The sequence below is a fragment of the Sediminibacterium sp. genome, from assembly GCF_051861365.1.
In the GTDB taxonomy this organism is placed as follows: domain Bacteria; phylum Bacteroidota; class Bacteroidia; order Chitinophagales; family Chitinophagaceae; genus Sediminibacterium.
In genome coordinates this window covers 12592-35678 of record NZ_JBHYCW010000018.1, presented here as the reverse complement: position 1 = coordinate 35678, position 23087 = coordinate 12592, and the positions used below count along the sequence as shown (strand labels likewise).

Below are 23087 nucleotides of genomic sequence, written 5' to 3'. Positions count from 1 at the left end.
CACATCATATCATCAGGTTAACCAAACTCTCATGAGTGATAACAATTTTTGCATATCTACAGGTTTGGTAATATAATCCGAAGCACCTGCGGTGATACATTTTTCTCGATCACCGACCATGGCTTTTGCAGTAAGCGCAATAATGGGCAGCTCCATCATTTTCAAATCTTTTCGGATTCGCTGCATCGCTTCATACCCATCCATTTCAGGCATCATGATATCCATCAGTACAATATGTGTATCTGGGAATTTTTTGAGCTGCTCCAATGCTTCCCTCCCATCACTAGCTGTTAAAACCTGCATTTTATTCGATTCCAGCACGGCACTCAAGGCAAATACATTACGCATATCATCATCCACTACCAATACTGTTTTATTCAACAAACTCTGATCATTCAATACCGAAACATTCATTCCCGATTCGGTTTTCTTATCAGACTTTTGCATTTTGTGCAGGAATAATTCCAACTCATCCAATAATCGAGTACTGGCATTCACGGCACTCCGGATAATGATTCCGGAAATTTTCCGATACTCCATCTCATCAGCCTGATTGATATCATCATCCAGATGAATGATAATAGGAATTTTTTGACCCACTACAAACTGACTGATCTGTTTAGCTTCTTGTAGTTGAATGGAGCCTCCAATATGAATAATGATACAATCATAATTGAGTTCACTAATATTTTTTCTTGCCGTATCAATATCCAATACCTGTTCAAAATGTAGTTTGTAGTCTTTTTCACTCGCCAGTTGGTGTAAATCCTGTTCTTCAAAATGAACAGCAGAGACAATCAATATCTGTTTTAAGCTTTTCCGAATGTGCTCTCCTAGCATTTGGAAAGCTTTTTCAAGCGAGTTGGCATCTATGGGTTTTTTAAGATATGCCATGATATCTTCCTGCTTAAATCGATTATCATCAATAGCCGAAATAATGTGCACAGGTATATGTTTGATAGACTCATCCGCTCTGATCTGTTTCAGGATCGTCCAACCATCCATTACCGGCAACTGAATATCCAGTATGATGGCATTCGGTTTATATCTCCTAGCATAATACAATCCTTCATCACCTCCCAACGCAATCACAACCTTATATCCCTTGTGCCGCGCATAGTCACGGATAATTGTAGCAAAATTCACATCGTCTTCAATAATCAGCATCAGCTTTTCACCAGCTGCAAGTTGATGCCTATCGTCCGGCACTTTATCTTGCTCTCGAATATTTTCAAAAGGTAAAATACTGATCGCGTCATGATCATCAGAGAGTGCAGCTAATTCTACAAATTCTTGTTGCGGTTGTATGACAGGTACATATTGATAAGGAATATAGATAGTGAATTCACTTCCTTTATTGACTTCACTTTTTACTTCGATAGATCCACCCAACAAACGTATCAATTCCCTACTAATAGAAAGTCCGAGACCTGTACCTCCATATTTTCTGCTCGTTGAACCATCTGCCTGTTGAAAGGCTTCAAAAATAAGTTTTTGTTTTTCCGGTGCTATACCGATACCTGTATCGATAACACGAATGGCCATTTCAGCTGTTCTACCGGGAACGGATCGGAAATCAACGGTGATCTTACCACCACCGGGAGTAAATTTGAATGCGTTAGAAAGCAGGTTTTTGATCACCTGAAATAATCGTTGTTTATCCGTATGAATCTGAGCTGGAATATCTTGCTGCTGTTCAATCTGTAAATTGATATTTTTCTCTAATGCAACTACCGAAAATAATTGTTGAATATCTGTGACCAATGATCGTATAGGTACATCCTCAATCAGCAGATCAATTTTTCCGGATTCGATTTTAGACAGATCCAAAATATCATTGATCAATTGCAATAAATCATTTCCTGATTTATAAATGATATTCGCATATTCAATCTGTTTCGTATTCAGATTTTGGGTATTGTTATCCGCCAGTAGTTTTGCAAGTATCAACACACTGTTCAATGGAGTACGCAGTTCATGCGACATATTGGCGAGGAATTCAGACTTATAGCGACTCGTCATCTCCAGCTCTTTGGCTTTTAGTGTGAGTGCTTGTCGGGCATTTTCGATGGCTTCATTTCTTTCTTTCAATTCTACGTTGATCTGCTTTAACTCTTCTTCCTGTGTTTTCAGTTCTTCTTCTGAAGCTTGTAACTCTTCTGCTTGTCTGCTGAGTTCATCATTGGTTTGACGCAGTTCCTCCTGTTGTTCCAGTAAAGCTTCTTTCTGCTCCTGTAATTCATCCAGCAGTTGATTGATCCTATCTCTGGACTGGTAAGAATTAATAGCTGCAGAAAGAATATCAGAAATGCTTTTTAATAAAGAAATTTGCAACTCTGTAAATTGGGTAAAACAACCCAGTTCTATCAATCCTTTTAGTTCTTCATTCATCCATAAAGGCACACAAGCTATTTCTCCATTACCACTCACTTGTCCGAGTGAAGAATCTACTTTCCAATAATCAGGTGGAATATTTTTGATGACGGTAACGGTTTTAGATAAAGCAGCATTACCTACCACTCCCTCTCCAATCACAAATGATTTTTTAGAAGAGGAGCTGACGGCTACTGAAGCAACCGTCACCAATTGTTCGGCTTTGGGATCTACAAAATAGATTACACCTGCATGTACTTCTAGGTATTGAACCATGGCGGTAATAATACGATGGGCTAATTCTCCTGAACTGTCTACTACTTGTAAGCGGTTATTGATATAACTCATACCCTCCAAAACCCAGTTTTTTTCCTGTGCGATGATACTGGCTTTCTCTGTTTCTTCAAGTGTAGCCTGTAGTTTTAATCCAGCTTTATATCGACTTTTCAATGTTTGGATGACTGCATTAATCAAGAGTAATACTACAATCAGTAATACACTTATCCCAATATATAGTATGAGTTTGGTTCTTTCATTGTAAGAAAGTACGACTGCTTCTCTTTCTGCTAACAAATCTTCTTCCTCAATTTTCACCTTTTCAATCTGTTGATAGATTTTATTGAATCTCCCTTCTTCTTCTAGAATTATTTTTTTAAAAGACTCGGTAGCCATATTAGGAAAAATCATTCCGTCTGTTCTCCAATACCGCAATAAATCCGTAATGAGAGAGTCCAGCCGCATGATATTGGCTACTTGTGGCGCATTGTCTTTTACAAGTTCTCTTAGATCGATCATTCGGTTGGGAATAAATGTGACCCCTTTCTCATAGGCATCCATATCTTTTGGATCGCTGGTTACCCAGTAAGTCCTTCTTCCCCCCCTGATTTGAGTCACAGAAAAACGTATATCTCTGACATATGTAATGGCCTGATTGGTATGGCGAACCTGATCTGCTTGTTTGGCTTGTTTTTCCAGAGAATCAATAGTGATAAAACCTACTAGAAATACGAGTAAAACTGCAATACCTAAACCGGAATACAGTCTGAGGGGCAGGGAACGAATCATTTGATATCGGCTTTTAAATGACTTGTAAGATAGGTAAATAAATGATACTCAATGCCCCACAATAAGATAAGAACCTTGAGCTTCGTTTGATGGGTTGTGGCTTATGGTCCATAGTCTATAGTAAAAGATATGGGTGTCTCAAAATAAAGTTACCACCTTGAAATTTGGGTTATGGCTTGTGATCGTTGGACCATGGACTATAGTCTATGGCCTATTGCAAAAAGAGGCTGTATCAAACTTTTGATACAGCCTCTTCAGATCCATATTTGAATAATTTAGAAAGCAGGATCTGCTGGGGTATTCGGGTTACTGTCACGCTCACGGAAAGGATAAGGGAAAAAGTTTCTCTTTCTCTCAGCGGTAGGTCTACCGAAACGACGCATGTCTTCTAGCTTCATACCAGACAGGTATAATTCGATACAACGATTGCGATAGATCTGTGTCAACAAATCATTAACCGTAGCAAGAGCAACCGGTGCAAGATCCGCACCGATACCCAATACATCATTGGCTGCTCTTTTAGTAACCACTCTATTCAGTTCAATATTACCATTCACCAGATCAGGTGTTCCCTGACGAGCATAACACTCGGCTTTGATCAGCATGATCTCACCGGGGAAATACAAGGGTATTGCTGTTGTTGGGGTATTCCAGAATCCATTCAATCTGAAACGTGGATTGATGGTGGCATTAATAACGGTATAAAATGGAATACGCTTGTCTGCCAGATCCGGTGCAATAGCCGCAGGTAAACCTAGTGTAGAATCAACCGGCTGGTACACATTATTGGTAGACGTTACAAAGTTGAAGATCGGATTTGGGTTGGCCGCTTCGAAATTCATGGTTGAACGCTTTGTGAGGTCTACTGCATTCGCTGCTTGTAAAGCTGCTGCATAGTTACCCGCAAACAATGAATAACGCGCTTTCAATGCATTCAATGTATTTACGATGTCTACACCAACCGGAACATCTGCTGCAAAGGAAGCAGAAATTGCATTGGCACTGATCATTGCTAGTGCTTTATCGATTGCTGCAATCGCTCTTGCAAAACCAACATTTCTGTCAGAGAATGTAGTGGTGGCCGTTCCAACGGTATCCGGTACTTTTTCCCAATAACTAGATAATGCTCCTAATGAAAGGGCTTTATAAATACTGGCATAACCGATCAATCCACTCGCATATCCTTTATCAGTAAGCTTTGCGGCAGCATTAATTACATTATTGGCATCAAAGATGATTTTATTTGCAGAACTCCACACATTACCCAATAAGGCATTGGTACCATCTACAGCCGCACCACCGGTACTGAATTGAAATTCAGAAACGTTACCCGGGTTCATCAAAATGGTTTCGTTGGTGATAAGTCCGGTTGCATCAGACATACCATATGCAACATTTGAAGCATAGGTTCTTTGTAAACCTACCACCACACCAGCCAAACCTTTCGCCGAACTAAAAACCTGATCCGAAGTAGCGGCATTCGGATTATTAAAGTCTTTTTTGCAACCCGCTGTTGTCAGAAGCAGTGCTGCCAGACCTGTATATAATGATGTTTGAATACTCTTTTTCATACAAGTAATTTTTGAGGATTAAAATTTAGCCTGAATACCAAAACTGAAAGTTCTTGGAATAGGCACTGCACCAAAATCAATTCCACGCAGAATGGTACTTTGTCCACCAGCATTTACTTCAGGATCATATCCTTTGTAATTGTCCCAACTGATTAAGTTGCGGCCACTGAAATTGATACTCAGGTCACTGAATCCTTTTACTTTTCCGAAATTATAACTGAGCGATAATTCACGCAACTTGGTATAACTACCATTATCAATTCTCCATTCTTCAATTGCATAAATACCACTGATATAACCGCGAGGTAATTGACCACGATGTTCCTGTTCTGCAATCTTACCATTACCTACACCCTGACGAGTACGGAAGTCGGCATTGAATACATCTACACCTTGTACCGCATCGATTTGAACACGTAAGCTCAATCTCTTGTAGGTAAACTCATTCACTAGACTTGTGGTATAATCAGGATTTGGATCACCAATTACTTTACGCAACACAGCACCACTAGGCAACCCTGCGGTTCTTCCCGGCGTAAATACCAATGCACTGTTTTGAACACCTCTTTCTGTTTGAGGAATACCACCTGCGTTTTTTACTTCACTTCCATCCGGATTACGTGCAAAGAAAGTTCCGTAGAATACACCTACCGGCTGACCTTCAATGATAGCAACCGGTGCACCTGCATTCGTACTCAACAGTGTTAATGCTTGTCCGATACGAACTGCTTTATTTCTGTTGTGATTGAAAATACCGGTAATGTTCCAGTTGAAATCTTTTTTAGCGATTGGATTACCGGTCAATACGATTTCAAAACCTTTATTCTCTAATGATCCAAAATTATCCAGCAAGCTACTGAAACCGGATGTTGGCGCGATGAAGCGATTGATCAACAGGTCTGTTACTTTCTTGTTGTAAATGTTTACGGTTAATCCTACTCTGTTATTCAAGAAAGCAAGATCAAAACCTAATTCGGTTTCTTGTTGTCTTTCAGGTTTTACATTTTCATTTGCCAGTGTACCACTAGAGTTCAATGCTGTTCTTCCTAAATAAGAGGATGAACTGTAAGTGTTGAATCTAGAGTAAGCACCGATACCTGTCAGGTTTCCGCTTTCACCATATGCCAAACGAACTTTGAACAAATCCCACCATTTAGCAACACCGGAATTGGCCCAGAAATCAGCTCCTGATATCACATAGCTACCACTCGCTTTGTAATAAGTTTGATTACGTTGGTTTTTACCAAACACAGATGATCCATCCACACGTATCGCACCTGTTACAAAGAACTGATTGCGATATTTGAAATTTTGCTGAACGTAAGCACCTGAGATAGACAACTCACTTCTTTCATCAACAGGATCCAATCTAGTACTGGCACCATTTACAGTTTGCACGAAGGGAGCAAGACCTCTTCCCTGTAAAAGAGAGAAATTATTTTTCTCGTACTGTTGAGAGAATCCAACTTGTGTAACTGAATTGATATTGTTCGTGATATTTCTTGAATAGGTAGCATTCAGATCATGGTTGATGGCAAAGAAATTATTATTCGCTGCACTTGAATAACCATTTTGTGTAGGATCCAATGCCGGACCACCTCCAAAGAATGCTGTGCTCACATTGTATGCGAATGGAGGAATATAAGTGGTACCATTCTGGGCATAATTATCAATACCCATAGTATAGTCAACGGTTAATCCGGTGATCGGACGCAGTTTCAATCCCAAATTCGCAATCAAACGATTCGTGGTTTGACGCTGCTTGATATCTTCAATCACAGATACCGGATTGGCGCGACCACGCTCACCTACTGCACGAATATTTCCCAAAGCATCTCTGGTCCAGATATCGTGGAAATTACCAATGATGGTAACAGAGTTCATGGGAGAGAAGAAAGAGTTACCATCAGGCTTTTCATTGGCTGTACTATTGATATAGTTCAACCCTAAATTGAAGCTGGCCCATTTATTCAATACCTGATCGATATTACTGCGGAAGCTATAACGTTGGAAATCTGTATTTCTCACAATACCTTGATTGTAGAAATAAGAACCCGAAATGTAATATTTCGTTTTATCAGTTCCACCACTGATAGAAATATTATTATCAGTACCATTGGCATTACGGAAAATATAATCTTGATAATCATAACGAGTAACAGGAGTAGTAGTTGTTTGTGCAGGGATCAGAATATCCTGTGTCAAAGCACCCGGACCATCTGTTGGACCACCAAACTTGGTGGGTGCCTGGTTCACATCTAATTTCTTACGCAGACTACTGGTTGTAAAGTTGGTAGAGAAGCTAACAGAAGGAGCACCGCTTTTACCTTTTTTGGTAAAGATCTGAACCACACCGGCATTCGCTCGGCTACCATAGATAGCAGCGGCAGCAGCACCATTCAGTACTTCAATTCTTTCAATATCATTTGGATTGATATCCACCAATCGGCTTTGACCAATGCTTCCTACAAAGTTTCCACCATCGTAGTTACCGGAGGTGTTGGTAACACGGTTGGTAGCATTGTTCACAATCACTCCATCAATGATATATAAAGGTTCTGATGATGAAGAAATAGAACTGATACCACGCAAGCGAACAGAGATACCACCAGCAGGATCACCTGAGTTTTGCGAGATCTGTGCACCGGCAGTTTTACCTTGTAATGCCGCCAGCACATTTCCGGTAGCGCCTTTGTTCAGGTCTTCGGCACTTACAGAACTGATATAGCTACCCAACTGACGACGAGTGGTACCTTGTGAGTTACCGGTAACAATCACTTCATCTAATTTGGAAACATCTTCTGCTAATTCAGCATTCAGCGTATAACTATTGTTACCTGCTGTTACGGTGAATGAAGCTTGTTGTGTTTTGTAGCCGGTACCGGAAAATACCAGTGTATAGCTACCGGGTTTTAAAGAAGCAGAGAAACTAAAAGTACCATTGTTGTCTGTAGCGGCACCTACATTATTTTCCCTGATGAATACGGAAGCCGCTTCCACAGCAGCCCCTCCTTTTGCAGTTACTTTACCGGATACGCGAACTTGCGCAATACCCGCAGCCGTAATCAAACTTGTCAACAGCAGCAAGAAAGCTGTTTTCAGTAAGACCGGCTTCAAGAGCGGTTTCATTTTCATATTTCAGCGTTTATAGATAATTACAAAATAGTAATGCCTTGTTTCTTATAAGGTTCAAATACAGGATTCGATGGATCGAGTTCTGTGATAATCGTATCGATTTCATCCAGCCCGCATATCGTCAATCGTTGATGTGTATTCAGCTTTTCAAAAATGGATAGTATCACTGTTTTTTCGGCAGCTTGTATCATAGCTTTTTTCACTTGTATCACTTCCCAATCATTGTCTGTAATACCCGTTTCATCAATAGCATTGATACCCATAATACAGAGGTCAGCTTTAATTCCTGCAATTTTGGAAATGGCTTCACCTCCTACAGCGATCTGTGAACTTTTAGAAATTTTATCCCCTAAAAAAATTACTTCAATATTCGGATGTTGTGCATACTCATGTGCAGCCGGAATACTACCGGTGAAAAAAGTAGCATTCAAATCAGAAGGTAATAAACGCGCCATTTCAATAACAGTGGTTCCCCCTGTTGTAAGTATAAACATATTATTCCGGATCAATGAAACCGCTTTACTGGCAATAACTCTTTTACTGTCTGCCTTGTAGACATCTGATTTTAAAAAGGAACTGTGAAAAGATTTAGACAAAGCACCACCATGTACTTTGATGATTTTATCCATGTCCGCAAGCTCATTCAAGTCGCGGCGAATCGTATCTTCAGACACATTGATTTCACTGCTGAGATCAGAGGATAGTATACGATTATGTAAGTCTATTTGGCGTAAGATATAAGCCTGTCTTTCAGTTTTCAGCATAGCAGCAATAAATAAGTTCCCTTAAAATTAATGCGGGGAATTGCGTATTTCCAAATATTTTTTGCAAGTAATTGCACAATGATGCGTTTTTAAGTCTAATTTAAAGTCATGAATCCGAATATTTCTGCATTGTATACCATCGCAAAAAAGCCTGAAAGGGTCATCATTGGCTTAATGAGCGGCACTTCAGTAGATGGATTAGATGTGGCTTTATGTCGCATATCCGGACAAGGAACCCAAACAAACGTGCAATTACTGGCATTTGAGACCGTAGTGTATGAGAAAAGCTTCAAAGACCATATCAAGTCGGTTTTTTCAAAACGAAATGTTGATCTGGAAAAAGTTTGTCTGCTGAATGCATGGGTAGGAACAGAACATGCCTCTATTATTTTGAGTTGTTTGAAAAGATGGGACATAGATCCCACTTCAGTGGACTTGATCGCCAGTCACGGACAAACTATTTATCATGCTCCTAAGTTATTACACCCGGATGATGAGTTTGATAACGCTACTTTACAGATTGGTGATGGAGATCATATTGCTGTCAAAACTGGCATCATTACCCTTAGCGACTTCAGACAGAAACATGTTGCGGCAGGTGGAGAAGGTGCACCATTAGCGGTGTATGGTGACTATTTGATTTTTAGTAGTCGAAAAGAAAATCGCATCATGTTGAACATTGGCGGTATTGCCAATTTTACTTATCTCCCTTCAGGACTAGATGTAGCAGAAGTATTCAGTACTGATGTGGGTACCGGAAACACATTGATGGATGCTTATATGCAAGCACATTTCCCCGGAAAGTATTTTGATGAAAACGCCGCCATCGCAAGACAAGGAAAAATACATGGAGCTTTATTACAAGCTTTGAAAGACAATGAATTTTTCACCAATGATTTTCCGAAAACCATCGGACCGGAATTGTTCAATTTGGATTATCTCAATGTTGCCATGCAAAAAACTGATACGAGTAATCTTTCACATGGAGATATCATGGCAACGCTCAATCGATTCTCTGCAGACATGATTGTAGATGCATTACATAGATGTATGACCAATAGAACTGATTTTGTGGTTTACACCAGTGGTGGTGGTATGCATAACCCCTTACTCATGGAACATATTCATGAGCAGTTACCCGGTATTACATTCAGAGACACTGCAGAATTGGAAGTAAATCCTGATGCTAAAGAAGCAGTATTATTTGCTATCCTTGCCAATGAAGCGGTAGCCGGTGGACAAGTAGCCCTTGGTGCCGGTAGAAATGGAATTCCTGCGGTTAGCATGGGCAAGATCAGTTTTCCGGCTTAGCAGATGAATTATTGAACTTATTTTTTCAACAATGCAAATGATTGGATGGTATGATTTGCCATCCAACATGCTACAGAACGCTTTATCCTATTTCACATGATTGTAATTTCTGGTCTTCCTAGTTTTACGAAAACGAAAAGTATGAAAGCAATATTTATAGTATTCCTGCTTTTGAAAGGCACTGTCGTTACTGCGCAAACAAATAATGCCATTGAAAAAAAGAAATTTCATTTTGGTGCAGAACAAGATACCAGCGCCGGTTATGCTCAGGCATTGAAAGTGGATAATGTGATCTATGTTTCCGGAACTGTTGCGCGTGATATTACACCGGCATCTATTGAAAGATAGTATCAAACCATTGAAAGAAGTCTCGCTGCATTCGGTGCTACTTTACAAAATGTAGTAAAAGAGAATCTGTACACAACCGATATCGAGGCTATGAAAACCCATAATGAAGCCAGAAAAGAAATGTATAAAGGAGATTATCCTGCGGCTACATGGGTACAGATTAGTCGACTATATATGCCCGATGCGAGACTAGAAATCGAGGTCATTGCTCATCTTCCAAAAAATAAAAATTAACGGCGGCTAGCGATCAATAAATTCAGATCGGTGAACTTCAGATCGAACTTTTGACTGATATAGAAATCGGTCAGTGCTCCTTTGAACATATAGATACCTTCTCGAAGGTTGAAGTTATGCCATACCATTTCTTCCAGTCCCCCTTCATCGCTCACTTCCAGAATCAAAGGCATGAGTACATTACTGATGGCCTGACTAGCTGTTCTGGCAAAACCACTGGGAATATTGGGTACACAATAGTGAATAACATCATGCTTTACAAATGTGGGATGCTGATGACTGGTTAATTCACTAGTCTCGAAACAACCACCACGATCAATCGCTACATCAATGATAATGCTTCCCGGACGCATAGCTGCCACCATTTCTTCTGTTACTACTACCGGCGCTCTTCCAAATTCATTACTCAAAGCCCCTACTGCTACTTCACAGGTTTTTAGTTGTTTTGAAAGTATACGTGGTTCTAGTACACTGGTCCAGATTCTTTGTCCCAAGTTATTCTGTAATTGCTTCAAGCGATACACATTGTTATCAAACACTTTTACAGAAGCACCCAATGCCAAAGCATTTCTAGTTGCGAATTCACCCACAATACCGGCGCCAACAATCACTACTTTGGTAGGAGGAATACCACTGATACCGCCTAATAAAACACCTTTCCCTTTATTAAAACTACTGAGGTATTGTCCGGCAATCAGCATCACCGCACTACCTGCAATCTCACTCATACTCCTTACGATTGGATAAGTACCACTGGCATCTTTGAAATTTTCAAAACTCAACGCCGTAATCTTCTTTTCCATCATCTTTTCGATGTACTCTTTTCTTAATGCAGAAAGATGTATGGGGGAAATAATGGTTTGATTCATCTGTAACAAAGGCATATCCTCTGCAACAGGGGGAGCACTTTTAACAAGTATGGGGCATTTAAAAATTTCAGCTCGCTCATATACAATGGTAGCTCCCATTTCAGAATAATCACGATCGGAATAATGGCTGCCCTCTCCTGCTCCATGTTCTACTACCACTTGATGTCCATTCGAAATCAAAACCCCAACCGCATCCGGTGTGAGTGCGATCCTATTTTCTTGAAAAGCGATCTCTTTTGGAATACCAATATGCAATTTTGCACCCTGAGGTTTAATATCAAGGGTCTCTTCCAATGTTTCATACGCAAATGAAGTGCTGATAGAAGGTTTACTGGTAGCCATGTAAGATTATAAGTTGGATGGAAAATGGATCTTAGTGTTTACTATAACTGATAAAATTCAGTCATTAAAGTTAGGACATTCCATGCAGAATCAAACAGCTGTTACATCTGTGTATAAACGTCGGGTAGAGGGATCTAGTATTTCGAGGTATACATGAAAGCTGTCATCGGGTAAAAGTCCGGATGCTTTTTCCGGCCATTCTATTAAACAATAATCACCGCTATTCAACTGATCTTCTATTCCAGCCTCAATTGCCTCTTCTTCATCTTTCAAGCGGTACCAATCCATGTGGAATACAACACCTGCATCTTTACTCTGGTATTGATTAACGATGGCAAAAGTGGGACTCCCCACCGCATCTGTTACGCCCAGGTATTCACAAAGTGCATGAATAAAAGTTGTTTTCCCTGTACCCATTTCAGCATGAAAAGCCCATACCTTATGTTTCTTGCCAGACGCCCAAAGCGCTTTTGCAACCTCCTTAATCTGCGCCAATCCAAAAATTGCATCCATGGGGCAAAGTTAGCAAGAAGAGGGGAAAGCACATCTCCTACCATGGACCATGGACTATCGACCATGGTCCATAGTCGATAGTCCATGGTAAAGCAACCGTTTTCACCTTTCTTGCAACCATGATGTAGAAATATTCTTCTCAAATCGAAAGAGCGTGCTTCTGCTATTCGGTAAATTTGTCATTCATTAACCTCAACCCCACAATATTGATTATGGAAAAAGTGAATTGGAAAGTGGAAGGTATGACCTGCACCAATTGTGCACTTACAGTAAATAAATACCTGCAATCGCAGGGAATGCAAAATGTAAAAGTGAATTTTATAGGAGGCGATGTAAGTTTTGAATTGCCTGAAAACAGCTCTACTACAGCAATAGCCAAAGGTATTAACGGTCTTGGATATACGGTGAAGAATGATAACAGCGATGATTCTTCAAAAAAATCAAAGCGCTTATTCTCTAATCACTTGCAACGTTTCTGGTTCTGCTTTGTATTTACAGCCCCATTGATGCTACACATGATTCCTGGTGTACATATTCATGTTCTGATGAACCCTTATGTACAACTTGGGCTCACCATTCCTGTTTTTATTGTTGGAATGGATTTTTTTGGCAGAAGTGCCATCAAAAGTCTGCTCAAGGGTATCCCGAATATGAATGTTTTGATTGCGCTTGGTGCAGTAGCAGCATTTGGGTATAGTTTATATGGTACATTGATTGGCAGAGCTGAAGAATTTTTATTTTATGAAACAGCTGCTACCATCATTACACTGGTATTTCTAGGAAACTGGATGGAAGACCGCTCGGTGGAAACTACACAAGCAGCCCTGAAAAAACTAGCAGTTACACAAAAATCAATGGCGAATATGATCGCCTATGATGACCACCATCAGGAACATGTTTTTCCGGTGGAAAGTACTAGTCTAAAAGTCGGAGATCTGTTATTGATCAAGAGTGGAGAACAAGTACCCATGGATTGTAAAATTTTATGGGGAGAAGCACAGATCAATGAAGCGATCATATCAGGAGAAAGTGTCCCTGTTTTCAAAAAAATGAATGACCACTTGATCGGAGGAAGTATTCTGGAAAGCGGAACTATCAAAGCTTATGTAACTGCAGTTGGAGAAGACACAGTACTTTCCAATATTCTTCGACTGGTAAGGGATGCACAATCTGAAAAACCTCCGGTGCAACAATTGGCGGATAAAATCAGTGCCATTTTTGTTCCAACAGTAGTGAGTATTGCAGTGGTCACTGTACTGATCAATTATTTCGCTACAGATATCGGCTTTGGCGCCAGTTTATTAAGAGGTATTGCCGTTCTTGTTATTTCATGTCCCTGTGCCATGGGATTGGCAACTCCGGCTGCTATTGCCGTAGGTCTCGGACGAGCAGCTCGTAATGGTATTTTATTTAAGAATGCAAAAAGTCTGGAGATCTTTAAACGTATCAAACAAGTAGTATTCGATAAAACGGGTACGCTTACGACAGGACATTTTACCATTGTGGATGAAAAAATGATCGCCCATAATATCACTCCGGAACAATTCAGACAAATCGCTTTTTCATTGGAAAAATATTCCAATCACCCCATCGCCAGTGCTATCAGTAAAAGTTGGAAGAGTAAAGAAGAGATCCGATGGGCAACAATTGAAGAAGTAAAGGGATTAGGAATGCATGCGACTGATAAAGAGGGAAATACTTATGTAGCAGGTTCTTTCAAAGCCGCAGCAGCACTTACAAACGATCATGCTCACAATGTTTATATCATTCGAAATAATGAGTTATTAGGATGGATTGATGTAGCCGATGAAATAAGAGCTGAAGCAAAAGAAGTCATTACATCACTCAAACAAAAAGGCATCAAAACCATATTGCTCAGCGGTGACAAAAAAGAGAAATGTGAACAGGTCGGAAAAGTATTGGGTATTGATGTGATCATAGGAGAGCAAACGCCTGAGCAAAAGCTTGAAAAAATTGCTCAATTCAATCAGGAAGTACCCACAGCTATGGTGGGTGATGGAATTAATGATGCCCCTGCATTGGCAAAAGCAACGGTAGGTATTTCATTAAGCGATTCTACCCAAGTAGCCATGCAAAGTGCACAAGTGGTTTTAATGAATCATGGATTGAAGAATTTACCACTGGCACTTGGATTGGGTAAACACACCTATATTACTATTAAAGAGAATCTTTTCTGGGCATTTGCCTATAACATTGTGGCGATTCCTGTTGCAGCACTTGGTTACCTAAATCCAACTTTTGGCGCTTTAGTAATGGGGTTAAGTGACGTAGTGCTGGCAGTGAATTCTGTTCGCTTGAATTTTAAGAAAGTAGCTTGAGGAAGTGAAGGGTCAAAGGTGAAAGGGTAAGTATTTCTACTATAGGTTTTTACCTGATATTTAAAAAACTTAATTCAGCCGATACAAGCTTGTTCTTTTTTTAATTCGCTAGATCATTTTTATAAATGATTTTACAGTTAAACCATAAGAATCTGGAAGTATATAAAGTTTCCAGATCTTTAGTTAAAGAATGCTATATACTAACCTCTTTTCTTCCTCCTGAAGAAAGGTTCAATCTGATACCTCAAATTAGAAGAGCCGCTATCTCAGTAAAACTTAATATAGCAGAGGACTCTTCGAGAATATCTCTTATCGAAAGGAAAAGATATTTTGAGATTTCCAGAGGTTCTTTAATTGAAATTGACGCTGCAATCGAAACAACTTTTGATTTGTCTTACTTAAGAAAAGAGCAGATTAGCAGCTTATCATTACATTTGAATAGGTGTTTTGCCTTACTAAGCGGCCTAATAAAATAATTCATTTCACTTTTCACCTTTCACTTTTCACCCAAATGAAATCCTCCCTTTCCATTCTCCAACACTACTGGAAGCATGATCAATTCCGACCGATGCAGGAAGAGATCATTCAGTCGGTATTAGATGGAAAAGATACACTGGCTTTATTACCAACCGGCGGAGGGAAATCCATTTGCTTTCAAGTACCCGCTTTATTGATGGACGGTCTTTGTTTGGTGATTAGTCCGTTAATTGCTTTGATGCAGGATCAGGTATCTCATTTAACGGAAAAAGGCATTCCGGCGGCATCACTCAATAGTGGCATGACCTATGCTGAAGTAAAATCTATCTTACAAAAAGCAGCTCGAGGCGATTATAAATTTCTGTATGTATCTCCGGAAAGAATTGAATCTGCTTTATTCAAAGAATACCTATCTGTTTTGGATATTAGCCTAATTGCTGTTGATGAAGCACATTGCATCTCACAATGGGGTTATGATTTCAGACCGCCTTATTTACGGATTGCTGCTTTACGTGAAGAGTTGGAAGGGGTTACCATCATTGCACTCACTGCTTCAGCTACAGAAAAAGTAAAAGACGATATCATTCAAAAACTACTATTAGAAAATGTAACAGTCTTTCGTCAGTCTTTTGAACGTGCTGCACTTTCTTACAGCTGTTTTGAAACAGAAAGTAAGATCAATAAACTCATACAAATACTACAAGGAGTTCCGGGAAGTAGTATTGTTTATGCCAATAGTAGAAGATTAACCAAAGAAGTCTGTCAGCTATTACAACTACAAGGTATCACTGCTGATTTTTATCATGCCGGATTAACACAGGAAGAAAGAGAAAGAAAACAAAAAGCATGGATTCAGGATCAGGTTCGGGTGATGGTTTGCACCAATGCATTTGGAATGGGAATTGATAAACCTTCCGTTCGTTCAGTGATCCATTACAATGTACCCGATTGTTTGGAAAACTACTACCAAGAAGCTGGTCGCGCCGGAAGAGATGGCAAAAAAGCTTTTGCAGTTTTATTGTATCATCCAAATGATGTATTACAGTTACAGGAATTGCCGGATAAAAAATTCCCGCCTGTTACTACCATCCAATCTATTTACCAATCGCTTGCGGATTTTTTTCAATTACCGGTTGGCTCCGGTGAGGGGGCTTATTTTGATTTTGACTTGCGACAGTTCACAGAGAATTTCAAACTTGATACCACCACCGTCATTAATACTTTAAAAGTACTCGAACAAGAAGGACATATCAGTTTTGCAGAAAGTATTTTTCTTCCATCTCAGGTCATGTTTACCACCGATAAAGAAGCATTGTATGCATTTGAAAATGCGCAACCATCATTAGAAACTCTGATCAAAATATTGCTGCGTACTTATGAGGGTATTTTCGATAATCGTGTTTCCATATTCGAATTATCGCTCGCTAAAGTCATGAGGACCGAACCTTCCCATATTCAACATCAGTTAAAGGAATTGGCAGCTTATGGAATCATTGAATACTTACCGAAAAAGGAGTCTCCACAAATCCATTACTTATTGAATCGTGCACCTGCCAAATATTTACATATTGATCATGATGCCTATCACGCGAGAAAAAAAAATTATACCGATCGTGTACAAGATATGATTCGTTACCTGCGCGATGCAGATAGTTGTAGAAGCCGGTTGATTGGTAATTATTTTGGCGATAAGGATTTATCCGCCTGTGGCATTTGCGATCACTGTCTGATCAAGAAGAAAAAAGAACTTAGTCATCAGGATTTTAGTGTAATCGAAAAGCACATTAGAAATACACTCACTGACACCACTCAACCGATTGATCAATTGTTAGTACAGCTATCTACTTTCTCCAAAGAAAAAGTATGGACCGTTTTAGATTTTCTACAAACGGAAGGTGAATTGATGATCAGTGAAAATGGACAGGTATCTCTTCTGAATCACTAATTATCTTCTTCTTGTAGATCTGGATCTTCCTCCCAATCCTAATGCACCCAGTAAGCTTCTGGTAATGACACTGGCAGCAGTTCTTCCTACTTGACGAACAACGGGGTTATCAAAAAAGCTTTCTTCTTTTTTGGGTCTTCCACTCTGTTTAGGTTCTTCGGCAGCTTCTATTTCTTTTGATTTCTCAGCCGCTTCTTCCAGCTTAGCCGTTAATATTTCATAGGCACTTTCGCTATCGATCTCTTTACTGTATTTGGCTGCGAGTTTACTGGAACTCACCAACTGTTCGATCTCTGCATCTGTTAATACATCCATTCTACTTCTGGGAGCACATAACATGGTATGCACCAATGGAGTGGGAATTCCTTTTTCATTCAATAACGTCACGAATGCTTCACCAATCCCTAATTGAGTCAGCAATTCATCGGTTTGATAAAATTCAGTTTCCGGAAAATTTTCTGCTGCTTGTTTGATTGTTTTTCTGTCTGCAGCTGTAAACGCGCGTAATGCATGCTGAATCTTCAAACCCAATTGACTCAAGATAGCAGCCGGTATATCCTGCGGGTTCTGGGTACAAAAGAAAATACCAATGCCTTTTGATCGTATGAGTTTAATGACAGTTTCTATCTGCTGTAACAAAGCTTCTGAAGCTTCATTAAATACCAAATGGGCTTCATCAATGAACAAAACCAACTTGGGTTTATCCATATCCCCTTCTTCAGGACAACTGGCATAGAGTTCTGCCAATAATTGTAACATGAAAGTAGAGAACAGTTTTGGTCTGTCTTGCATATCGGTTACCCGTAAGACATGGATCATTCCTCTGCCATCATCACTGATGCGCATCAAGTCATCTACTTCAAAACTTTTTTCACCAAAGAAAACATCTGCACCTTGCTGTTGAAGTTCTATCACTTTACGAAGAATGGTTCCTGTTGAAGTGGTCGATATTTTGCCGTATTCCTTTTCGATCTCTGTTTTTCCTTCATTACCGATGTATTGCAATACTTTGATAAAATCTTTCAGATTCAATAAAGGCATTTGATGATCGTCACAATACTTAAAGATGACAGCTACCAGACCTCCTTGCGTATCATTCAATCCCAATATCTTACTCAATAAAACGGGACCAAATTCACTAACAGTGGCACGCAAACGAACACCGGGTTGATGACTCAATGTAAGCAGCTCTACCGGAAAAGCTGTGGGTGAAAACTCAACGCCCAATTTCTTACTACGTTCAATTAATTTTTCATTAGCAGTTCCTGCAGCTGCAATACCACTGAGATCTCCTTTGATATCCATTAATACTACAGGCACACTGTTATCACTCAAGTATTCACTGATCAGTTGGAGTGTTTTTGTTTTACCCGTACCTGTGGCGCCGGCAATAAGCCCATGACGGTTCAATGTTTTTAATGGCAATGAAATGGATGCACCTTCTACCACTTCACCATCCAACATCCCCATCCCTATTTTCACATGTTCGCCTTTAAACGCATAACCTGTTGTAACTGATTGCAAAAAAGCCTGTTTGTCTGCCATGATCTCTGATTTATCACCCAATTTAAAATAAATGAACCAAGCTCAGACAATAATTTTTTTTATTATATTTTATTGTTTTTCGATAAAAAATCATTATTTAGCATTCAAATCCTGCTTATGCGTTTTATGAATTGGCTATTTATTGGCATTCGAATTATCATCCTTTGTCTAGGATTGTATGTACTGGCTCTTTTTATTTGGCCGAGTATATGGCAGCCAAAATTTGAAGCGTTTAATAATGAGACTGTTACTTTCATGGATTATGAACCTGATGCTTATGAAAAGCAGTTATTCTCAATTGACGATAACTTACCTCACCATCGTTATCAGCAGATATCAGATAGTATCAAATACATTCAAAATCTTGAGAAGTCTACTAATCACCTTTCCATAAGTGGTTGGGGATTCGGTAACATAGGATTCTATAAAAGGGATGAAAAAGGCATGATCATTTTTGATAGCACTTATAACCGTTATACCATCCAATACATTCCCGACACTACTTATTTTATCAGTCTGAATGGCTATTATTTAAAACAGGCTCATAGTACGTTCAGAAAAAATGATACTACTTTTTTGAAGTATCCCGTCATAACAAAACGAGACACGATCAACCATACCATTTCGGGGCGCTATGAAATAAAACCATTACGGGTGGATGTGCGAGATCTTCCTGATAAAATCATTAATCCGTCTGCAGAAAAAAGAGAACTACTCATCCGAGTGAGTAAAAGTCAATATAACTGGTATTTAATCATGATGACCCCTATTGCGTTACTCATACTATTGCTCTTTTTATGGGGTGTGATACTTCAAATGATTCGTGTTATTGAAGATATTGCCAATCAAGAAGCATTTAGAAAAAAAACATACCGTAGACTATATATTATCGCAGCCAGTCTCTGGAGTATTATTTTGATAGGATTAATGATAAAATATATAGCAAACTTTAAATTCAATACTTATATTGACCAAGCATTATATTTAAGTTTCATAGACGTATTTTCCACAAATATCACCAGCATAATTAGTGGGTTTATCGCTTTTTGTCTCGCACATGCATTTAGAAAAGGATATCAATTACAACAAGAACAAGAACTCACAATTTGATATACAAATCAATTAATTATGAAACGTTATAAAATCATTGCATGGATCATGTTAGTGTTATCGGTGATTCATATTATAACAGTTGTTGCCGGTATTGAAATTTTAAATGATAAACTGTTTAATCTCAAAGTAGCCCCCAATCCGGAAAGCACTTTGAGTAAAGAACCCATAAAAAAATTTGAGGGATCGGTGCTTTACTTTAAAGGAGATTTAATTATCAACGATCTCCCCTGGTGGAAAAGAGCGCTTTTATCGAATGATACCACAGATGCGTTAGCCATGAGCTTATTGGCTTTCTTGGTATTACTCATCATTCAAACTTTACAACGGTCGAATACCTATCATAAAAAAATTGGTAATTATATTTCTCTCGGTGGAGCCATATTTCTGTTCTCTACGATTTGTGATATTTTACAGCGATATTATTTAAAGGATGAGGTGCTAACAAGAACCAATGGTGAGTTTATACTGCTAAGAAATGAAGCTGCCATATTACCGGATACCATTGTAGGTGTTATTCTTTTGGTATTTAGCGCCGTTTACACCGAAGCCTATAAATTAAAAACCGAACAAGACCTTACCATCTGATGCCCATTGTTGTAAACTTAGATATCATGCTTGCCAGACGAAAAATGAGTCTGACCGAACTCAGTGAGCGCGTAGGTATTACCATTGCCAACATGAGCATCCTGAAAAGCGGCAGAGCCAAAGCCATCCGCTTCTCCACCTTGGAAGAAATATGCCGTATTCTAGATTGTCAGCCGGGAGATATTTTGGAGTATATGGATGAAGAGGGGTATAGGAAATTGTTTGATAGACCATAGTCGATGGTCTATGGACTATCGACTACAGCTCCTCCTCCCGCTCCAACATCAAAATCGCACTCTGGGGAACGATGAAGTATTTTTCATTTTCGTACATCACTTCTGTAGCACCACTGAGTAAGAATATGGCAAGGTCGCCTTCTCTGGCTTGTAAGGGCACATATTTTACTTGTTCATCTTCTGTTTTCCAAGGCTCATCATCAACAGGCATGGGAATAGCATAACCCGGACCTGTTTTGATGATATACCCTTGCTGTACTTTTTCCCTTTCCTGAACACCGGGTGGCAGGTATAAGCCACTGGCTGTTTGTTCATCCGGTTTTGACGGACGTACCAATACCCGATCTCCAATCACAATCAGCTTTTTCCACTTATTATCAGATGTTAACAACATATACGATGATTTTATTCGGTTATGATGCCGCAAAAATAAATCAGAAATGGACAATCTGATTGTGAACTATTTTTACATTATGAAAAGAACAGCCGGATTCATTGTTTTGTTGATTGGAGGTATTGCTGCTATTACTGCTTTCATCGCTCCGGCACCTATCACTACAAAAGCTGCGCTTGGTAAAAAGCTATTCAATGATAAAATTCTCTCCAAAAACAATACCATCAGTTGTGCCAGCTGTCATCTACCGGAATTTGGTTTTTCAGATACGGTAGCTTTTAGCAAAGGCATTGAAGGACGCGCCACCACCAGAAATACGCCTTCTGTGCTCAACATGAAAAACCGTCCTTATTTTTTCTGGGATGGAAGAGCTGCATCATTGGAACAACAGGCCCTGATGCCTATTGCTCATCCGGATGAAATGGGACTACCCATTCAAGAAGCAGTCGCCAGATTGAATGCCAGTAGCGAATACCGAAAGCTCTTCTTGCGAATTTTTAAAGCCTTACCCAATAGCAAAAATCTCGGTGCTGCATTCGCTGCCTTTGAACGTACACTCGAAACAGATAGTAGTCGATTTGATGCCTATATGGATGACCTGATTGCATTTACAGAATCGGAAGAAAGAGGAAGGAAATTATTCATCAGTGATAAAACCAAATGTTTTGATTGTCATCGTGGACCCGATTTTACGGATGATCAGTTTAAGAATATCGGGCTCTTTGATGGTTATGCGCTGAATGATTCAGGGCGTTACCTGATCACTCGGAAAAAAGAAGACTTGGGAAAATTTAAAACCCCTGGCTTAAGAAATATCGCCCTCACTGCTCCTTATATGCATAATGGCATGTTTCAGACTTTAGAAGAAGTGGTAGAATATTACAATAACCCCGGAGCTTTTGTATTGAGTCCTATCAATATTAACAGTACACTCGCCGAGCCATTAAGTCTGAGCAAACAGGAAAAAGCAGACTTGGTTGCTTTTTTGAAAACCTTAACAGATAAGCGTTTCCAAAAACAGCGATAAGTTCGTCTAACAGTGAAAAAGCTGCATGTTATTATTCTTTTTAACAAAAGATTGCACACAGTAGGATTCATGCACTTGTTGAATTATCTTTATTTCACACAAATTTTACAATTATGGAAGACAAGAAAAAGTACAAGATTCTTTTGTGCGAAGATGATACGAACCTTGGAATGGTATTAAAGAACTATCTCGAAATCAATGATTATGATGTTACACTGGAAAGAGATGGCCGTTTAGGTTTGGCTGCTTTTCAGCGTGAAAAATATGATATCTGTTTATTGGATGTGATGATGCCCAATATGGATGGTTTTACATTGGCGGAAGAGATCCGCGATGTGGATCCTGATATCCCCTTGTTCTTCCTGAGCGCAAAGACCATGAAAGAAGATTTGATCCAAGGATATAAACTGGGAGCTGATGACTATATCACCAAGCCCTTTGATAGCGAAGTTTTATTACTCAAGATCAAAGCCATCTTGAAAAGAAATGAGGAGGAGAATAAGGGTAATGATAATATAGAATTCGATCTGGGTAAATACCATTTCAATCCCAAGCTACGTGAACTCAAAAATGGTGATAGTACACAAACATTATCCCCCAAAGAAAATGAGTTATTGAAAATGCTGGCAGAGCACAAGAATGATCTTTTACCACGCGAACGTGCACTCAAAAAAATCTGGGGTAGTGATACCTATTTCAACGGAAGAAGTATGGATGTGTATATCGCCAAACTTCGTAAATACCTGAAAGAGGATGGAGATATTGAAATCGTGAATATACACGGCAATGGTTTTAGATTGGTAGCGCCTTAATCGCTTCCATCAATATTAATAAGAAAGCCATCCACCTTAGGCGGATGGCTTTCTTATGTGCTGCATTTCCTCTATTTACTTTGTACCTT

General features: G+C 39.4%; 19 protein-coding genes. 11 read left to right on the top strand and 8 right to left on the bottom strand.

Features of this window, described 5'->3' with window-relative positions; all coding sequences use genetic code 11:
• Positions 1–12 precede the first annotated feature (12 nt).
• From ACTIEV_RS09690 to ACTIEV_RS09675, 4 genes are all read right to left on the bottom strand, one after another.
• Positions 13–3438, bottom strand: a complete 3426-nt coding sequence (locus tag ACTIEV_RS09690) for a hybrid sensor histidine kinase/response regulator (RefSeq protein WP_322196162.1) — start codon at positions 3436–3438, stop codon at positions 13–15.
• Positions 3439–3713: 275 nt separating this feature from the next.
• Entirely contained in the window at positions 3714–5009 is a 1296-nt protein-coding gene (locus tag ACTIEV_RS09685) for a RagB/SusD family nutrient uptake outer membrane protein (protein ID WP_322196163.1), read from the bottom strand.
• Between the two features lie 18 nt (positions 5010–5027).
• The gene (locus tag ACTIEV_RS09680) at positions 5028–8144 is read right to left on the bottom strand and encodes a SusC/RagA family TonB-linked outer membrane protein (RefSeq protein ID WP_322196164.1); all 3117 of its coding nucleotides are present in this window, start codon (positions 8142–8144) and stop codon (positions 5028–5030) included.
• 20 nt (positions 8145–8164) lie between these two features.
• On the bottom strand, positions 8165–8908 hold the full coding sequence (locus ACTIEV_RS09675; RefSeq protein ID WP_322196165.1) for a DeoR/GlpR family DNA-binding transcription regulator: 744 nt from the start codon (positions 8906–8908) through the stop codon (positions 8165–8167).
• Between the two features lie 108 nt (positions 8909–9016).
• Between ACTIEV_RS09675 and ACTIEV_RS09670 the strand changes: the two genes are divergently transcribed.
• The 3 genes from ACTIEV_RS09670 to ACTIEV_RS09660 all read left to right on the top strand — a co-directional run bounded on the left by ACTIEV_RS09670 (position 9017) and on the right by ACTIEV_RS09660 (position 10801).
• On the top strand, positions 9017–10219 hold the full coding sequence (locus ACTIEV_RS09670; protein WP_322196166.1) for an anhydro-N-acetylmuramic acid kinase: 1203 nt from the start codon (positions 9017–9019) through the stop codon (positions 10217–10219).
• Between the two features lie 141 nt (positions 10220–10360).
• Entirely contained in the window at positions 10361–10567 is a 207-nt protein-coding gene (locus ACTIEV_RS09665) for a hypothetical protein (protein ID WP_322196167.1), read from the top strand.
• Between the two features lie 9 nt (positions 10568–10576).
• Entirely contained in the window at positions 10577–10801 is a 225-nt protein-coding gene (locus ACTIEV_RS09660; RefSeq protein WP_322196188.1) for a RidA family protein, read from the top strand.
• Here ACTIEV_RS09660 and ACTIEV_RS09655 read toward each other — a convergent pair.
• Both ACTIEV_RS09655 and tsaE read right to left on the bottom strand, forming a co-directional pair.
• Positions 10798–12012: an alanine dehydrogenase gene (locus tag ACTIEV_RS09655; RefSeq protein WP_322196168.1), complete on the bottom strand. Its 1215-nt coding sequence runs from the start codon at positions 12010–12012 to the stop codon at positions 10798–10800. The two genes, ACTIEV_RS09660 and ACTIEV_RS09655, sit on opposite strands and share 4 nt — an antisense overlap.
• Positions 12013–12102: 90 nt before the next feature.
• Positions 12103–12525, bottom strand: a complete 423-nt coding sequence (tsaE, locus tag ACTIEV_RS09650) for a tRNA (adenosine(37)-N6)-threonylcarbamoyltransferase complex ATPase subunit type 1 TsaE (protein ID WP_322196169.1) — start codon at positions 12523–12525, stop codon at positions 12103–12105.
• Positions 12526–12737: 212 nt separating this feature from the next.
• Between tsaE and ACTIEV_RS09645 the strand changes: the two genes are divergently transcribed.
• From ACTIEV_RS09645 to ACTIEV_RS09635, 3 genes are all read left to right on the top strand, one after another.
• A complete protein-coding gene (locus tag ACTIEV_RS09645) occupies positions 12738–14864 on the top strand; it encodes a heavy metal translocating P-type ATPase (protein ID WP_322196170.1) in 2127 nt (708 codons plus the stop codon).
• A gap of 125 nt (positions 14865–14989) precedes the next feature.
• Entirely contained in the window at positions 14990–15340 is a 351-nt protein-coding gene (locus tag ACTIEV_RS09640) for a four helix bundle protein (protein WP_322196171.1), read from the top strand.
• Between the two features lie 35 nt (positions 15341–15375).
• Entirely contained in the window at positions 15376–17286 is a 1911-nt protein-coding gene (locus ACTIEV_RS09635) for a RecQ family ATP-dependent DNA helicase (protein WP_322196172.1), read from the top strand.
• Here ACTIEV_RS09635 and ACTIEV_RS09630 read toward each other — a convergent pair whose 3' ends face one another.
• A complete protein-coding gene (locus ACTIEV_RS09630) occupies positions 17287–18831 on the bottom strand; it encodes a helicase HerA-like domain-containing protein (RefSeq protein WP_322196173.1) in 1545 nt (514 codons plus the stop codon).
• A 117-nt stretch (positions 18832–18948) separates the two neighbouring features.
• Here ACTIEV_RS09630 and ACTIEV_RS09625 point away from each other — a divergent pair, with 117 nt between their 5' ends.
• From ACTIEV_RS09625 to ACTIEV_RS09615, 3 genes are read left to right on the top strand one after another with little or no spacing between them, the layout of a single operon-like run.
• Entirely contained in the window at positions 18949–19941 is a 993-nt protein-coding gene (locus ACTIEV_RS09625) for a DUF2975 domain-containing protein (RefSeq protein WP_439516398.1), read from the top strand.
• An 18-nt stretch (positions 19942–19959) separates the two neighbouring features.
• On the top strand, positions 19960–20529 hold the full coding sequence (locus ACTIEV_RS09620) for a hypothetical protein (RefSeq protein WP_322196175.1): 570 nt from the start codon (positions 19960–19962) through the stop codon (positions 20527–20529).
• A 26-nt stretch (positions 20530–20555) separates the two neighbouring features.
• Entirely contained in the window at positions 20556–20765 is a 210-nt protein-coding gene (locus tag ACTIEV_RS09615; RefSeq protein ID WP_439516397.1) for a helix-turn-helix domain-containing protein, read from the top strand.
• Positions 20766–20787: 22 nt separating this feature from the next.
• On the opposite strand, the gene ACTIEV_RS09610 is transcribed toward ACTIEV_RS09615, so the two are convergent.
• Positions 20788–21159, bottom strand: coding sequence for a co-chaperone GroES (locus ACTIEV_RS09610; protein ID WP_250686480.1), 372 nt, complete (start codon positions 21157–21159; stop codon positions 20788–20790).
• A 79-nt stretch (positions 21160–21238) separates the two neighbouring features.
• Here ACTIEV_RS09610 and ACTIEV_RS09605 point away from each other — a divergent pair, with 79 nt between their 5' ends.
• Both ACTIEV_RS09605 and ACTIEV_RS09600 read left to right on the top strand, forming a co-directional pair.
• Entirely contained in the window at positions 21239–22186 is a 948-nt protein-coding gene (locus ACTIEV_RS09605) for a cytochrome-c peroxidase (RefSeq protein ID WP_322196177.1), read from the top strand.
• 113 nt (positions 22187–22299) lie between these two features.
• Entirely contained in the window at positions 22300–22998 is a 699-nt protein-coding gene (locus ACTIEV_RS09600) for a response regulator transcription factor (protein WP_250686482.1), read from the top strand.
• The last annotated feature ends 89 nt before the right edge of the window (positions 22999–23087 follow it).

Excerpts from the sequence above, each read along its gene's own strand:
- ACTIEV_RS09685 (WP_322196163.1), bottom strand. The coding sequence starts at position 5,009 with ATGAAAAAGAGTATTCAAACATCATTATATACAGGTCTGGCAGCACTG.
- ACTIEV_RS09645 (WP_322196170.1), top strand. The coding sequence starts at position 12,738 with ATGGAAAAAGTGAATTGGAAAGTGGAAGGTATGACCTGCACCAATTGT.
- ACTIEV_RS09690 (WP_322196162.1), bottom strand. The coding sequence starts at position 3,438 with ATGATTCGTTCCCTGCCCCTCAGACTGTATTCCGGTTTAGGTATTGCA.
- ACTIEV_RS09610 (WP_250686480.1), bottom strand. The coding sequence starts at position 21,159 with ATGTTGTTAACATCTGATAATAAGTGGAAAAAGCTGATTGTGATTGGA.
- ACTIEV_RS09600 (WP_250686482.1), top strand. The coding sequence starts at position 22,300 with ATGGAAGACAAGAAAAAGTACAAGATTCTTTTGTGCGAAGATGATACG.
- ACTIEV_RS09605 (WP_322196177.1), top strand. The coding sequence starts at position 21,239 with ATGAAAAGAACAGCCGGATTCATTGTTTTGTTGATTGGAGGTATTGCT.
- ACTIEV_RS09670 (WP_322196166.1), top strand. The coding sequence starts at position 9,017 with ATGAATCCGAATATTTCTGCATTGTATACCATCGCAAAAAAGCCTGAA.
- ACTIEV_RS09635 (WP_322196172.1), top strand. The coding sequence starts at position 15,376 with ATGAAATCCTCCCTTTCCATTCTCCAACACTACTGGAAGCATGATCAA.
- ACTIEV_RS09640 (WP_322196171.1), top strand. The coding sequence starts at position 14,990 with ATGATTTTACAGTTAAACCATAAGAATCTGGAAGTATATAAAGTTTCC.
- ACTIEV_RS09615 (WP_439516397.1), top strand. The coding sequence starts at position 20,556 with ATGCTTGCCAGACGAAAAATGAGTCTGACCGAACTCAGTGAGCGCGTA.
- ACTIEV_RS09620 (WP_322196175.1), top strand. The coding sequence starts at position 19,960 with ATGAAACGTTATAAAATCATTGCATGGATCATGTTAGTGTTATCGGTG.
- ACTIEV_RS09625 (WP_439516398.1), top strand. The coding sequence starts at position 18,949 with ATGCGTTTTATGAATTGGCTATTTATTGGCATTCGAATTATCATCCTT.
- ACTIEV_RS09680 (WP_322196164.1), bottom strand. The coding sequence starts at position 8,144 with ATGAAAATGAAACCGCTCTTGAAGCCGGTCTTACTGAAAACAGCTTTC.
- ACTIEV_RS09675 (WP_322196165.1), bottom strand. The coding sequence starts at position 8,908 with ATGCTGAAAACTGAAAGACAGGCTTATATCTTACGCCAAATAGACTTA.
- ACTIEV_RS09665 (WP_322196167.1), top strand. The coding sequence starts at position 10,361 with ATGAAAGCAATATTTATAGTATTCCTGCTTTTGAAAGGCACTGTCGTT.
- ACTIEV_RS09655 (WP_322196168.1), bottom strand. The coding sequence starts at position 12,012 with ATGGCTACCAGTAAACCTTCTATCAGCACTTCATTTGCGTATGAAACA.
- tsaE (WP_322196169.1), bottom strand. The coding sequence starts at position 12,525 with ATGGATGCAATTTTTGGATTGGCGCAGATTAAGGAGGTTGCAAAAGCG.
- ACTIEV_RS09630 (WP_322196173.1), bottom strand. The coding sequence starts at position 18,831 with ATGGCAGACAAACAGGCTTTTTTGCAATCAGTTACAACAGGTTATGCG.